At 54.5% G+C, this 14065-nt stretch carries 11 protein-coding genes; 6 read left to right on the top strand and 5 right to left on the bottom strand.

Annotation, left to right across the window (positions count from 1 at the left end; genetic code table 11):
• Window positions 1–9: 9 nt before the first annotated feature.
• The 6 genes from NAT49_RS03410 to NAT49_RS03385 are packed head-to-tail and all read left to right on the top strand — an operon-like array spanning window position 10 to window position 6404.
• A complete protein-coding gene (locus NAT49_RS03410; protein WP_251590309.1) occupies window positions 10–1227 on the top strand; it encodes a glycosyltransferase in 1218 nt (405 codons plus the stop codon).
• Complete coding sequence (locus NAT49_RS03405; protein WP_251590308.1) at window positions 1224–2534, top strand: oligosaccharide flippase family protein; 1311 nt, start codon at window positions 1224–1226, stop codon at window positions 2532–2534. Before NAT49_RS03410 ends, NAT49_RS03405 begins: the two co-directional genes overlap by 4 nt.
• Before the next feature lies 1 nt (window position 2535).
• Entirely contained in the window at window positions 2536–3408 is an 873-nt protein-coding gene (locus tag NAT49_RS03400) for a glycosyltransferase family 2 protein (RefSeq protein ID WP_251590307.1), read from the top strand.
• Window positions 3409–3418: 10 nt separating this feature from the next.
• On the top strand, window positions 3419–4465 hold the full coding sequence (locus tag NAT49_RS03395; RefSeq protein ID WP_251590306.1) for an EpsG family protein: 1047 nt from the start codon (window positions 3419–3421) through the stop codon (window positions 4463–4465).
• Window positions 4465–5586 carry a glycosyltransferase family 4 protein gene (locus NAT49_RS03390; RefSeq protein ID WP_251590305.1) on the top strand — a complete coding sequence of 374 codons (1122 nt, stop codon included), beginning with the start codon at window positions 4465–4467 and terminating at the stop codon, window positions 5584–5586. The genes NAT49_RS03395 and NAT49_RS03390 overlap by 1 nt, the downstream gene beginning before the upstream one ends.
• Window positions 5586–6404 carry a glycosyltransferase family 2 protein gene (locus NAT49_RS03385; RefSeq protein ID WP_251590304.1) on the top strand — a complete coding sequence of 273 codons (819 nt, stop codon included), beginning with the start codon at window positions 5586–5588 and terminating at the stop codon, window positions 6402–6404. Before NAT49_RS03390 ends, NAT49_RS03385 begins: the two co-directional genes overlap by 1 nt.
• Before the next feature lies 1 nt (window position 6405).
• Here NAT49_RS03385 and NAT49_RS03380 read toward each other — a convergent pair whose 3' ends face one another.
• The 5 genes from NAT49_RS03380 to fliD all read right to left on the bottom strand — a co-directional run bounded on the left by NAT49_RS03380 (window position 6406) and on the right by fliD (window position 13919).
• Window positions 6406–7893 (bottom strand): cobyric acid synthase, encoded by a 1488-nt coding sequence (locus NAT49_RS03380; RefSeq protein ID WP_251590303.1) that lies wholly within the window; start codon window positions 7891–7893, stop codon window positions 6406–6408.
• A complete protein-coding gene (gene cobN / locus NAT49_RS03375; RefSeq protein ID WP_251590300.1) occupies window positions 7890–11684 on the bottom strand; it encodes a cobaltochelatase subunit CobN in 3795 nt (1264 codons plus the stop codon). The genes NAT49_RS03380 and cobN overlap by 4 nt, the downstream gene beginning before the upstream one ends.
• An 82-nt stretch (window positions 11685–11766) precedes the next feature.
• Window positions 11767–12102: a flagellar protein FliT gene (locus tag NAT49_RS03370; protein WP_251590299.1), complete on the bottom strand. Its 336-nt coding sequence runs from the start codon at window positions 12100–12102 to the stop codon at window positions 11767–11769.
• Window positions 12099–12506, bottom strand: coding sequence for a flagellar export chaperone FliS (gene fliS, locus NAT49_RS03365; RefSeq protein WP_251590298.1), 408 nt, complete (start codon window positions 12504–12506; stop codon window positions 12099–12101). The genes NAT49_RS03370 and fliS overlap by 4 nt, the downstream gene beginning before the upstream one ends.
• Window positions 12507–12515: 9 nt before the next feature.
• The gene (gene fliD, locus NAT49_RS03360) at window positions 12516–13919 is read right to left on the bottom strand and encodes a flagellar filament capping protein FliD (protein WP_251590297.1); all 1404 of its coding nucleotides are present in this window, start codon (window positions 13917–13919) and stop codon (window positions 12516–12518) included.
• Window positions 13920–14065 lie beyond the last annotated feature (146 nt).

Below are 14065 nucleotides of genomic sequence, written 5' to 3'. Positions count from 1 at the left end.
GGTGACGGAATGAAAATTGCTTTTTTTGTAACGGGTTTTCCCAAGCTTTCTGAAACATTCATTTTGAATCAGATTGTTGGGTTAATTGACAAGGGGCACGATGTGTCGATTCTCTCTTTCGAGAAAGAGTACGGTATATCGCATGACCTTATTTCTAAATACGACCTTCTAAGTAGAACCGTCTATTTATTGCCTGCTAGCGACAATAAATGGGTCAAGGCAGCCAAACTGCTTGCTTATGGGGTAGTCGGTTTCCTAAAGAAACCGGCCATGCCGAGCAATCTGGATAGAGAGTCGATCAATCATTTTGCCGCCCTCGGTAAAAATGGCTTTCTTGGTAAGTTTGATATGGTGATTGCGCATTTCGGACCTGTCGGCGTTCAAGCCAGTAATCTAAGAAATGATGGTTTGTTTACAGGCAAGCTTGCCACTGTTTTTCATGGGTACGACATCTCGCGTTACCAGGTTATGGCCGACTATGAAGCGCGCTACAAGACACTTTTCTCTGAAGGCGAGCTTTTCCTGCCAATTAGTCACCTGTGGGCAGACAAGTTGAAGCAGTTGGGCTGTCCACCTGAAAAAGTTGTGCTTCATCGAATGGGGGTCGATTCGAATAGCTTTAGCTGGATCGAAGGATATAAGCCGCCTGAACATGACGCGCCTGTTCGTTTCCTGAGCGTTGCGCGACTTGCTCCTAAAAAGGGCATAGACACTGCAATAGAAGCGCTAGGTGAACTGCATAAGCAGGGCATTGATTTTTCATATCGTGTTATTGGTTCTGGTGATCAGCTGCAGGGATATCAACAGCGTGCCGAAGAGCTTGATATTGCGGACAAGATCGTATTTCTGGGTAATCAAACCCAGGCAACGATCCGCGACGAAATGGAGCACGCTCATTTCTTCCTACTGCCGAGCAAGACATCGTTCGATGGTGACATGGAAGGTATTCCAGTGGCTTTGATGGAAGCCATGTGCCTAGGGCTGCCAGTGATTTCATCGACCCACAGCGGAATTCCGGAGCTGATCGAACATCGGCGCAGTGGCTTTTTGGCACGCGAAGCGGATGCTGAGTCTTTGAGTCAGACCATTAGAGAGGCCTTGTCGTATTCTGCGGAAGATATGCTCGACATCCGCAATAATGCGCGAGAAAAGGTAAATCTCGAGTTTGATAAGTTTAAATTGATTGATGAGCTGGAATCGATTCTCAGGAACGAGACCACGCCATGAAATCGAACGCCTTGGTCAAGAATATTTCTTGGACGTTTGCCGCCACAATTATCAATTCCGTTATTCAGATCGTTCAACTCGGAATCGTCGGTCACTTCGTGGCCGTTTCCGATATGGGCCTTCTGTCGGTCGTTATTGCAATCGTGAACATCGGCATCATTTTTCAGGATGTCGGTTTTTCCTCGTTTCTGATCTATAAGCAAGACATTACCGATAATCAACGCCACATCCTGTTTACGTTGAACATTGTTCTGGGAATTCTGCTGTTTTTCGGAGCGCTGGGGTCGGCCGGGTTTATTGAGGATCTGATCAATAAGCCGGGTTTTGCGAGTCTCATGATGGTCGGCGGCTTGAATTTTCTGGCACTTGGCCTTGGGAGTCAGGCTCAGGCGATTCTAATCAAATCGAAAATGCTGGATAAATTGGCTATTTTCGACATGCTGGCGAAGGGGACGGGGCTTGCTCTGGTCGTTGGACTTCTTTACTCCGGGTTCGATATCTATTCGCAGCTTATTGGAATGATCAGCGCCAATCTGATCATGAGTCTTCTATGCTTTTACGCCGCCAACAGAATTAGCCCAATTCGCTTCTATGCCGGTCGAGACACATTCGCGCTCTTGCGCGAGCCTTTGTCCTTCGGTGGATTCCATCTAGGAAGTGTCCTGATCGGTGAGTTTAGAAAGCAGTTTGATGTGTTTCTGGCGGCCCGCTTTATGCCGGCTCATCTACTGGGGCTTTATACGGTTGGCAAGGAACTGGCACTGCGCTCAATGATTATCATTCGACCCGTTATTCAGAAAGTCGTAATGCCGATCTATGCTGAGCGCCAGAAAGATAACAAGGCACTCTCCAAGGCGTATTTGGCAACGCTTCATGGGATCACGGTGGCCTACGGGTTGCCCGCCATCGTCGGTATCGTGTTCGCAGAGTTTTTCCTTACGCTCATTTACGGCGAACGCTATGCGGATGCGCAGCAATTTTTTGCTATTTTCCTTTTGATTGCCTACTTGCGTTGTCTTGGCCTGCCGACCGGGATTCTTGCGCAGTCCGTGGGTAAAACCAGTATCGAGTTCTCCTGGAATGTGATCTCGACCATCATCTTGGGTGTTTCACTTGTCATTGCCGTGTTCTTCAGTGCGACGTATTTCGCCTACACGATACTTGGCGTTCAGATTGCCCTGACCATTCTCCAGCAAAAACTGTTCCTGGGTCGGTTGATGAAGCTGAGTGTATTTAAGTACACCTTGACCTGGCTTCCAGGACTGATCGTATTGACTTTCGTTTATCTGTTCTGGGTGGGTGTATAGCATGGATGCCAGTGTCGTTATCCCGACATATAAAAGTTCTTCATTTATCAAGAAGACGATCGATAGTGTATTCAGTGCCGCTGATACGGCCAGTACTGAAATCATCCTGGTAGATGACTGCTCGGATGATGCCGAGTCACTCGAGGCTATTGTTGCCGAGTATTCGAACGTAACGCTTATTCACAAGCCTGAAAAATCCAATGCGGCAGCCTCCAGAAACATGGGCATCGAAGCTGCCGTAGGCGAAGTCGTTTTTCTGCTTGATTCCGATGATGCCTTTGAGCGCAATCATATTCAAAAGCGGCTAAAGATGCATCGTGAGGAAGGCGCTGAATTCATTTTCGGTGGGTTTATCGAGCGCGCTGAGCGTGATCACGTTTTTGTCGACAGTATCGGAAAAGTGCCGGCCCGTGATTATCTGTTTGTTCATGACGGTGATTTTCGAACATCAACGATTTCGATGTCGCGAAAAGAGTACATGAATGGAACACTTAACAAGCATCAGGATTGGGGGTTCTTTCTTGATATAGACGATAAGGGCATTGACTGGCGCTACGACTCTGACGCCTCTGTCGTTTTGTATGTCGATCGCGGTACGAACATGAGCAGCTCACTCAACATTCAGGCCAGTGAGTTTTTCATTTCGCATTATCTTACCGATAAACGTCATATTACCGGGTTCTGCAAGCGTCAGTTTTTGACGTCGATTGTGGCGGCTCATGAATCGGGGTTTACGTTTTTTAGTCGACATATGCGTCTTTCGTATCTTTCGCCGCAGTTGAAAGTGGTGAAACTTACCGGGGATATGGCTCGTCGAGTCGGTGTGTTCAAGACCTATTGCCGGATCTTGTGCAACTTCAGAAAAAATCATTGAGGAATGTTCCATGACGCTTGAGTTAATGGGCTACCTTGGCGTTTGTCTTGTTGCACTGACGTCGACGCTGATGCCCAAGAACATACTGACAGTTAGTTTCGCTTTCATTGCTGTAGTCGTTTATATGGGAATAGTCAGGCATTCAGGCTGGGACTATGACATGCATCTGTATGCGTCCATGCTCCATGCGAATTTCGACTTCAGCATGGAAAACATGTATTACATGCGGGAATTCGTGTTTTGGTACGGCATGCCGGCGATATTCAATATCGTGGACGATGAAATCTGGACGTTCATCGTTGTAGATATCATTTGGGTATTTTTCGTATTTTACTCTGTACTCAACAAGAAAAATGAGCGGAGCATTCCTTTATTCTGTGCACCGTTCATGATCTGTTTCTTCCCTCTATTGATGGGCTACGAAAATATCTATCGTCAGTTCCTGGCCTCAATGGTAGTCATGTTTGCCTTTTACGGTTTCAAGAACAAATACATTATTTACGCGCTAGGCTTGGTTGCCTTGTTTGTTCACAACTCGGCGATCATCTACTTGCCCTTACTTTATTTGTACTCGGCGAGAAAGAGCTCTACTCGTAAAAAGTTGAACCCGATTCAATTGGCAATCTTTTCCATGACCTTTCTGGTCATGATCGGCGGAGTATATTACTCGTCTCTTGGGGATTCTGAACTTGCCAAGTCCTCGAACAGCACCGGAATTTCACTTGGTCCAGCGTATGCAGCGCTGTTTACCCTGTTTTTCATCCTTGCGGTGTTCATGGCGAAGTTCAACTTGAAAAAGCTCGTCGCCGATTACGCTTATATCTTGTACGCGTTCTTTTCCTTCTTGATTATCTTTCCGGTACTCGGCGGGGCACAAGGTGAGCGTGTAGGCATGATGCTGCTTATCATAATCGTTCCAATGTTCTTGGCCGACTTTGATCGCTTATTCAAAGACGCTGCATTGCGTTGGATCAGCCGCCTGGTATTTGTAATGCTGGGGATTGCGCCAACGTTCCTGTTCAGCTCGGCCTTTAACTTCCTGCTAACAGGCTCATGATGAAAAAGATACTATTTATTGTAACTGCCTTAAAACGATCTGGACCGATCAACCAGCTTTACCAGCTGGTGTCCAATATGGATCAAGGGCAATACAAGGTGAATATCATTACGTTATCGCCTGAAGGCGATAATTCGATCAAGCCTCACTTTGACGAGATCGTCAGTGATATCGAATGCTTGAACTTCAGTCGATATGAGTCTGCAAAGACCGTGATTAAATCGCTTAAATCACGCGTTGATGCCATTGCGCCTGATCTGATTCATACCCAGGATCTTAGAAGCGATTTTTACACACTATTTTTGAAAAAATACCCCTGCATCAGCACGATGCATAATTACCCATATGGTGACTATCCGTTTTCCTTCGGGAAGAAAGGGACACTAATGGCGTTCATGCACTTGCGAATCTTTGCGAGAAAAGACAAGTGCATTACGGTTTCAAAAAGCATCCTCGATCAGCTCGGTTATCTTTCAAATCCTAGATTTACTTATATCCGAAACGGCGTCGATGATACGTTCTTTCTTCCAGCGACACAGGAAGAAAAGTACCGGTTGCGGGAGGAACTGGGACTGCCTGCGGATGCTGTTATCTATGTTACAAGCGCTTATCTTAATGAGCGCAAAGACCCCCGTACGCTTGTAAAGGCACTGTCACGCTCGGGCAGTAATAATTATTTTGTCTGTTTGGGTGATGGCCCGCTGCTCGAGGAACTCACCAGGGAATTTGGCAGCGAGCGCATTATTTTCAAGGGCTATCAGTCGGATGTTGTGAAGTGGTATCACGCCGCTGACGCGTATATTTCCGCGTCGCATATGGAGGGGCTTCCCATGGGCGTGATCGAGGCCATGGCGTGCGGACTTCCAGCAGTGCTTTCGGATATTCCTTCGCATCGCGAGTTATACGACATCAACGAGCAGGCCGTGGCCCTTTTTGAAACCGGCAATGCCGACTCGCTTCAAAACGTGCTGGATAACGAATTAACGATGGACAAAGCCGAGGTCGAGCGCCGCTCTCAGGCGGCACTGTCCATCGTGCGTGACCATCTCAGCGCTCGTGTAATGGCAAAACACTATCAAGACGTCTATGCAGAGACGTTATCGCAGGGAGAGCGTACCTGATGGACTTTTCGGTACTCATGTCGATCTATTTCAAGGAGAAACCGGCTTTTCTGGAGACGTGCCTTGAAAGCCTGGTGGCACAAACGGTCAAGGCCAGTGAAGTCATCATCGTTGAAGATGGCCCGATCGGAGACGAACTGAAGGCCATCATTGAGCGCTTTCGGGACGTACTGAATATCGTGTCCGTGCCTCTTGAAAAAAACGTTGGTCTTGGTGAAGCCCTGAACAAGGGACTGGCACAGTGCCGATTCGAGCTGGTTGCCCGAATGGACACCGATGACCTCTGTCGGCGTGATCGTTTCGAGAAACAGCTGGCGTTCTTTGAGCACCATCCGGAAACAGATGTGCTCGGTGGGGCGATTGCGGAGTTCAACGATGACCCCGCGCAGCCTCATGCGATTCGCGAGCTGCCCACTGGAGTGAAAAGCGTCCGTGAGTTCGCCAAGGCCCGGTGTCCGGTCAATCACATGACGGTCATGTTCAGGAAGTCGGCCATCGAGGCGGCAGGGGGCTATCAGCCGTTTCTGGGTATGGAAGACTACTACTTGTGGGCACGGCTTCTTGTGGCTGGACGTGTCATGGATAACATGACAGATATTCTGGTCGATGCCCGAGTCGGCAACGGCATGCTCACTCGCCGTCGAGGTTGGCACTACTTCAAGCAGGACGTCATCTTGCAGAATAAATTTCGCAAGATGGGCTTCATCTCGATGCCTGAATGCGTGATTAATGCCGCAAAACGAGCGCCGCTCAGGCTCGCCCCCGAGTGGCTGCTGGGTACGGTGTACCAGCGTTTTCTTCGAAAGAAAGCCGGCTAAGTCACGTTCGTGGCGTAATGTAGTGTTTTGCCTCGGGCCAGGCACGATCAAGTGCCTGGCTCAGCCGCGTGATATGTTCATCGCGTTCCGTTTGATAATTAAACGTCGCGGGCGCATCCAGTCCTGCCCATTTAAGGAGCGACGCCAGGGCCTCCGGATGATCGAACAGGCCATGCAGATAACTCCCGGCGAGCTGACCATCGTCTGATATCACACCGTCTTCCTTTTGATCGGCAAGGCTCACCAGCGATGTGTGGGCCGCTGAATGTGTACTGCGCCCGACATGAATCTCATAGCCCTCTACCGCGCCCCCCAGGCTAAGAGTGCCCTTGACGCGAGTCAGTGTCTTGTCACCGGTTAATACGGTGTGCATCGCGAACCAACCCAGTCCCTCGCTGCTGCCAGTGGAGTCTTCCACTCCCTCGGGGTCGTGAATCCATTGCCCCAGCATTTGATAGCCACCGCAGATGCCTAATACCTTGCCCTTATAACGAAGATGGCGCTCGATCAGCCGGTCGAAGCCGCGCTGTTTCAGCCACGCAAGGTCCGAACGCACGTTCTTGCTGCCAGGCAGTATGATCAAATCGGCTCTGCCGATCTGATCGGGATGATCACAGTAGGTGACGGCCACATCGGGATGGCGCCTGAGCGGGTCCAGGTCGGTGTGGTTGGAGATCTTTGGAAGCAGTGGCACGGCCACCTGAAGGGCGCGCTGCTCATCGCCGCTGTTGCCACCGCGGGACAGGCCATCCTCGGCTTCAATGTGCAGGTTATCAAGGTATGGCAGTACGGCGAGCACCGGCCGGCCGGTGCGCTGCTCGAGCCACTCAAGGCCTGGTTCCAGTAGCCGGATATCGCCGCGAAAACGATTGATGATAAAGCCCACAACGCGCGCCTGCTCAGACGCCGCGAGTACATCAAGCGTGCCGAGCAGGTGGGCAAAGACCCCGCCCCGATCAATGTCTGCAACGATGACCACCGGGCAGTCGATCGCTTCGGCAAGCCCCATATTGGCAATGTCATGTTCGCGCAGGTTGACTTCGCCAGCGCTGCCGGCCCCCTCGATGAATACGGCGTCAAATTCGGCGGCCAAGCGGGTGTGTGCGTCGACGACATCCTCGAGCAGGGCCGGCTTGTGGCGGTGATAGGTTCGCGCGTCCATGTTACCGATGGCTCTGCCGTGCACGATGACCTGGGCGCCAAGATCGGAGTTGGGCTTCAAGAGCACCGGGTTCATATCGGTAGTTGGCTCGATGCCGGCGGCAAACGCCTGTACGGCCTGGGCGCGGCCGATTTCACCCTGATCAAGCGTCACCGCACTGTTCAGGGCCATGTTTTGAGACTTGAAGGGGGCAACGCGCACGCCTAGGTCCCGGTACAAACGGCACAGGGCCGTGACAATTGCGCTCTTGCCGGCATCCGAGGTCGTCCCCTGAATCATCAGGCTCCTTGTGGCCTTGAATGTGTGACGGGGCAGCGGGTACGTCATCGGGTGTGCTCCTGCTTGGCATCAATCTCGAGCAGCAGCGCCTCGAGGGTATCTTGGTAATTGCCGGGCTGCGCCCACAGCCCGCGCTGACAGGCTTCAAGCAATCGCTCGCTCATTTCTTTCAACGCGTCCAGGTTGTGATGTTCCAAAAACGCGCGATTGTCCGGGTCCAGGATCAGGCTGTCGGTCACGTTTTCGTACTGATAGTCATCGATCAGTGCCGTAGTGGCATCGAAGGCGAACAGGTAGTCGACGGTCGCGGCCATCTCGAACGCGCCCTTGTACCCATGGCGTCGCATCGCCTGCTGCCATTTGGGATTGAGTGCCCGTGAGCGCAGTACCCGATTGAGTTCTTCCTTGAGGGTTCGAATGCGCGGGGCATGGGGATGGCTGTGATCGCCGTGATACACCGAGGGCGCGTGGCCGCTGAGCGTGGTGACGGCGTTGGTCATGCCGCCCTGGAACTGGTAATAGTCATCCGAATCCAGCAGGTCGTGTTCGCGGTTGTCCTGATTCTGTACGACGGCCTCGAGGTTACCGAGTTGATGAGCAAACGCCTGGCGCGCCGGTGTGCCGTGATCATGCTCGCCATAGGCGTAGCCGCCCCAGTTGAGATAGGCCTCGGTCAGGTCGTCCCGACTGTCCCAAAGCCGCTCATCGATCAATCCTTGAAGGCCCGCGCCATACGCCCCCGGGCGGGTGCCAAAAACGCGGTAGCGCGCCTGTTCGTGTGCCTGCTCGGCAGTCAATGTGGCGCCAAGGGCGGAAGTTCGCTCAAGCACATTGGCCCGAATCGTATTGAGTTCGAGAGGCTCCTCAAAGTCTGCAAGCTGGCGTACCGCGGCGTCGATGAGCTGCATGAGATTGGGAAAGGCGTCACGAAATAGCCCGGAGACCCGAAGGGTCACATCGACCCGAGGGCGGTTCAGGATAAAGCCCGGGATGATTTCAAAGCCCACCACGCGCTGTGAACCGGCCGCCCAGCGTGGTTTGACCCCCATCAAAGCGAGGGCCTGGGCGATGTCATCACCGCCGGTGCGCATGGTGGCCGTCCCCCAGACCGAAAGCCCCAGTGTTCTGGGGTAGTCGCCATGTTCCTGTAGATGACGTTCGATCAGCCGGTCGGCCGAACGCTGACCGAGCGTCCATGCCATCTTGCTCGGGATAGCGCGGCTGTCGACCGAGAAGAAATTGCGGCCGGTCGGGAGGGTGTCGAGCCGTCCCCGAGTCGGGGCGCCACTGGGGCCTGGGCGTACGAAACGACCGTTCAACCCCTGAACGAGCGCGTTCAGCTCGTTATGGGCACTGGCGTCCAGTGCAGGGCCCAGATGGGTGTCGATGAAGTCGAGCAACGCAGTCGTTGCCGGCCAGTCCGATCGTTTCAAGCTTGAACGTTCTTCGGTACTGAGCGCGCCCACAACGCGCCGTGCCAGCTGCTCGAGCCGTTCGCGCGTGTCCTGATGGGTGCGCCATGGTGCGTCACTGAGTTCTGCCAGAATATCAGGGTACGGGCCTTGCCAGGGCGTCACTTCCTGACTGAGCGGGTCAAACGCTTCGGGAAGGCCAAGGTCGATGGCCAGGGCGTGAAGAAGGCCTCGGTCTTCTGCCCGTTCACCACGGGGCAGTCTCAATAAGGCCACGAGTGTCTCTTCGAATTCGGCGCCTTCAGGAAGCCGGCCCAGGCAGTGCAGCCCGTTTCGAATCTGGGCTTCCTTGAGCTCGCAGAGATAGCCATCCAGCGCCACGAGTGACTCATCGTCACCGTCGCTCGGGCCGAGTTCCTCCATCAGATGCGATTCCCGCGCTTTATCGAGTAACGCGGCCTTGAGGTGCTCGGCTCGGGTGTCGTCCATGCCCAGCGCCTGATAGTACTCGTCGGCCAATTCCTCGAGTTCGATCATTGGTCCGTAGAGTTCAGCGCGGGCCATGGGCGGCATCAAATGATCGATAATGACCGCCTGAGTGCGCCGCTTGGCCTGAGCCCCTTCGCCTGGGTCGTTGACGATAAAGGGATAGAAGTGCGGCAGCGGGGCGAAGGCGGCTTCCGGCCAGCAATGCTCGGAAAGCGCAAGTCCCTTGCCTGGTAGCCATTCGAGGTTGCCGTGCTTTCCGACATGCACGACGGCGTCGGCGTTCCAGATCTCTGTCAGCCAGGCATAAAACGCCAGATAGGCATGGGGCGGGACCAGGTCGGGGTCGTGGTAGTTTGCATCAAGGTCGATGTCGAAGCCGCGGGCAGGTTGTAGCCCTACGAATACGTGACCGAACCGTCGGCCTGCAATCATCAGACGGCCGCTGCGGTATTTGGGGTCGCGCTCAGGGAGCCCCCAGCGCGCCGATACGGCCTGCTGAAGCGGCTCGGGTAACGCCTTGAAATAGATTAAATAACGTTCAAGCGAGACGCTTTGAAAGCATGGGCGGCCGGGAAGGGTATCAAGGTCGTTGGTTATGCCGTCCTTGAGCCGCTCGATCAGCGCATTGCCGTCGTCTGGCAGGTCATCGAGCGTATAGCCCGCACGCTCGAGCGCGTTAAGAAGGGCGTGCGCCGAGGCGGGGGTGTCCAGGCCGACACCGTTACCGATGCGACCCTCGCGCGTGGGGTAGTTGGCCAGAACCAGCGCCACGCGCTTGTCGGCATTGGTGCGCCGGCCCAGGCGAATCCAGCGTTGGGCCAGACGCATGACAAACCGTGCCCGGCCGTCATCGAGTGCAAAGCGAATCACGTCTATTTGAGCGTGCTGGCTTCGGCGCTCTATATGTTTGAACGCAAGCGCTCGAGTGGTGATACGGCCATCGATTTCAGGCAGCGCTACCTGCATGGCGATATCGCGGCTTCTAAGCCCCTGAGTGGTGTCCTGCCAATCGTTTCGGCTACTGCTTGAAAGGATTGCCTGTAGGACCGGCACATCCGCCTCGAAGGCGGGCGCATCGTCTCGAGGCTGCGAGGCGAGTGAGGCGTTGCCGGTTCCGGACAGCGCGAAGCCGGTCGTGTTCAGGATCAGTCTGGCATCGACCGTGTGGCACAGTTGGTTGGCAAGGCTTAGACAGTACGTGTCCTTGAGCGAGGTAACGGCGAGTGGTAACAGGTTGATGCCGTGTTCGAGTGCGAGCGCGATCAGCGTATCAAATAGCGCCGTGTTCACGGCCTGCAGGTGGCTTCGATAAAAGATCAGCAGTGCGTTGTCACACTGCGGATCAGCCTGTTCATGCCAGTGATCGACGGTAATGCCTTCCAGCCGCTCGGGGGCGTAGATCAATGCCTTCGGCAAACGTTGGGGCGCGGCAACGGCTTGCGTGTCATCGAAGAAACGATGAATCAAAAAGTCGAGCGCGCGCTGGGCGTTGGTTGCGCCGCCTTCTCGAAAGTAGCGCCACATGCGCTCGGTTTCATGATGCTCTGTACTGCTCAGCGTCATGAGGTCGGGGTCGGCCCGGTCGTCGCCCGGCACAAGAATCAAATGACGTTCCGGTCTTGCCGATTGCCAGTCTCTAAGTTGATCGAGGCCGTAATGCCAATAGCTCTGACCACCCAGAAGCGAGACCACCACCACACGCGCATGATCGAGCACCTTGGTTCGATAAAGATCCAGGGATGCAGGCTTGGTCAGGTTCAGCCAGTTGGCGAGCCGAATGGAGGGGGCGGCTTGTGTTCGCTCGTCGACGGCATCGGCTAGCGCGGCCAGAAGGCTATCGGCGGCGGCGAGTATGACGATATCGGCAGGAGATTGGTCGAGATCGATGATGCCATCCTGGTCGCCGAAGCTACCAGGCTGCGCGGCAAAGAGATGCATAAAAGAACGCCCAACAGGTAAACGCGAAAGCCATGCGTGTTGGGCGTCATCATACCGACTCTCGTCGGCAAAGGGGAGGTGCTCAGCTGCTTTGTGACAGGTAGGCCAGACGTGCCTTGTCGGTTCGCTGCTGGCCGGCGGTGTCCTTGTCGAGCGAGGTTCTGGCCTCTTTGATCAGCCGGGTCAGCTCACTATTCATGGCCAGTACGTCTCGGATCAGTTCATCCTTGCCCTCGAACTGCTTGTCGGCCTCGCCAAGCGCGGTATCGATCGCAGCGACCCGATTAAAGGCGCGTTGATAGGCCTGCTGACGCTCGGTCAGTTCCTCAAAGCGCCCTTCACGGGCCGCACTCAGTAACGCCTCGGTTGTCTTGTGAAGGGCCTGATAGCAGGCGCGAGGCGTGACGTTGGCATTCATGCGCTCACCGCACTTTGCGGCTCGGCTGCGATGTCCTTCCAGGCGCTGCTGATGTCTGAGAGCAGCGCATCGACGTGACGAATGGCCTCGAGATCATTGCGCGCATTGGCTCGTGTGAGCGTACGCGACATGTACTCGTAAAGGTTGTCGAGGTTGTCGGCAATCTCGCCGCCCTGATCCTTATCAAGACTTGCGCGCAGGCCTTCCTCGATGATGCGAATCGCCTTGGACAGCGCCGTACACTTGGTCGGCACGTCGTGTTGCTCGATAGCCCACTGCGCCTTCTTGAGCGCGGCCTGAGCGCCGTCAAACAGCATGACAATCAGCTGGTGGGGCGATGCGCTCATTACACCGGTTTCAAGACCGATATTGGCGTAGGCGTTGGCTCTCTTACGTGAATACATGATGCCTCCTTACTGACCGGACTGTGCGTTCATGGCCGAGAACTGCTGGCTCAGATAATTACTGGTCGAATTGATCGACGACATCATCACGTCCAGATCGTTGAATTGTTTACGGTAGCGGGAAACGGTTGCGTCGATGCTGGCCGAGACCTGGTCATAGCGCTTTGAGAGCGAGTCGAGGCGGTTATTGATGTTGTCCTTGACCGAGTCGATCAGCCCATCGTCACCAAGAATGCGGTCCATGGTGCTGGTCATGATGCCAGCGACGCCAGACTCTCCGTCTGCACCGGCCATCAGCTCGGCAACGCCTGCGCTATCACTTGCGATTGCCTTGTCGAGCTTGTCGCTGTCGATTTCGAGTTCGCCGTCGGAGTTCAGTGACACGCCGATCTGCGCCATGTAATTGAACCCGGTACCCTCGGTGCTGGTATTGAATGCACCCCGAATCTGCACCTGCATGTTTCTGACCGACGACTCGCCGAACAGTGCGCCGTTACGCCCGTTTTCGGCATCGAACTTGGTTTGAGTATCGATAACCTTCTGGAGCGCATTGTACGACGACACCAACTCCTCGAACGCGCCCTTGATCGTGTCCTTATCCTGCGACACGGACAGGGTTTCGGCGGTCTCATTGGTCTCGGTCAGACTCAGCGTTACCCCCTGGATGGCTTCTTCGACCGTATTGGTATTGCTGGTGACCGTTAACCCGTTGATGACGACCTCGGCGTTCTGGGCCGCAACCGTCTCGATCAGATTGCCGCTCTTGTCTGCGCTGTCGTAGTTCAACATGTTGGCCATGGTCGTATCCGTGGCCAGCAGGCTGTCATAGGCGAATGAGGTTGTGATCTGTGATGATTCACCCGTGGTTTCGGAGCTCAAGACCAATCGGTGCGGCGTGCCGCTGCCATCGTTGATGATGGAGGCCGTTACGCCGGCGTCAGAGCCGTTGATTGCATCCCGAATGCCTTCGAGGGAGCTGTTGTCGCTGCCAAGGACCACCTCGGTGGTCTTGTCGCCGACGGTGATGGTGAGCTTACCCGCATCCCCGGTGCCGATTGTATCGGTACGGCTGGCCTGACCGGTGGTGGCCAGAGACTGTGCCGTGGCCAGACGATTGACCTTGACGCTGTAACTGCCTTCCTGAGCGTTTTCGCCGAGCGCGGCTGAAAAGGCCGTGCTTTCACTGGCAGCGCTTTTGCTTTGATAGAGCGACGGGTCACCGAGGGCCTTGGCAGCGGTCTGAAAGCTTTCGAGTGCGCTCGAGAGCTTGCCGTAGCCTGTCAGCTTGGCGTTGTAGCTGTTTTGCTGAGTGGCAATGGGGGCCAGGCGGGAGCGCTCAGCGCTCTGAAGCTGATTGAGCAACGAGCCAAGATCAAGCCCCGCACCTACTCCGAGTGATGAAATGGAAGCCATAATGTCCCCATTAGTAAGTCGTTGAACCGCGAATTCAGGCGAAGGTCGCGTGATTGCATGTCGGTAATAACGACGCCAGAGCGCTTGGCTTTAATGCTTTCAGGCTTTTTTAGGTAACGAAGTGTAAGGGCCCCGGCATGTGCCGG

This window comes from Larsenimonas suaedae (assembly GCF_023712105.1).
GTDB lineage: Bacteria > Pseudomonadota > Gammaproteobacteria > Pseudomonadales > Halomonadaceae > Larsenimonas > Larsenimonas suaedae.
Note: the sequence above shows the minus strand (reverse complement) of the source record. Positions and strands in the feature narration are given on the sequence as shown.

Excerpts from the sequence above, each read along its gene's own strand:
- NAT49_RS03410 (WP_251590309.1), top strand. The coding sequence starts at position 10 with ATGAAAATTGCTTTTTTTGTAACGGGTTTTCCCAAGCTTTCTGAAACA.
- NAT49_RS03405 (WP_251590308.1), top strand. The coding sequence starts at position 1,224 with ATGAAATCGAACGCCTTGGTCAAGAATATTTCTTGGACGTTTGCCGCC.
- NAT49_RS03400 (WP_251590307.1), top strand. The coding sequence starts at position 2,536 with ATGGATGCCAGTGTCGTTATCCCGACATATAAAAGTTCTTCATTTATC.
- NAT49_RS03395 (WP_251590306.1), top strand. The coding sequence starts at position 3,419 with ATGACGCTTGAGTTAATGGGCTACCTTGGCGTTTGTCTTGTTGCACTG.
- NAT49_RS03390 (WP_251590305.1), top strand. The coding sequence starts at position 4,465 with ATGAAAAAGATACTATTTATTGTAACTGCCTTAAAACGATCTGGACCG.
- NAT49_RS03385 (WP_251590304.1), top strand. The coding sequence starts at position 5,586 with ATGGACTTTTCGGTACTCATGTCGATCTATTTCAAGGAGAAACCGGCT.
- NAT49_RS03380 (WP_251590303.1), bottom strand. The coding sequence starts at position 7,893 with ATGACGTACCCGCTGCCCCGTCACACATTCAAGGCCACAAGGAGCCTG.
- cobN (WP_251590300.1), bottom strand. The coding sequence starts at position 11,684 with ATGCATCTCTTTGCCGCGCAGCCTGGTAGCTTCGGCGACCAGGATGGC.
- NAT49_RS03370 (WP_251590299.1), bottom strand. The coding sequence starts at position 12,102 with ATGAATGCCAACGTCACGCCTCGCGCCTGCTATCAGGCCCTTCACAAG.
- fliS (WP_251590298.1), bottom strand. The coding sequence starts at position 12,506 with ATGTATTCACGTAAGAGAGCCAACGCCTACGCCAATATCGGTCTTGAA.
- fliD (WP_251590297.1), bottom strand. The coding sequence starts at position 13,919 with ATGGCTTCCATTTCATCACTCGGAGTAGGTGCGGGGCTTGATCTTGGC.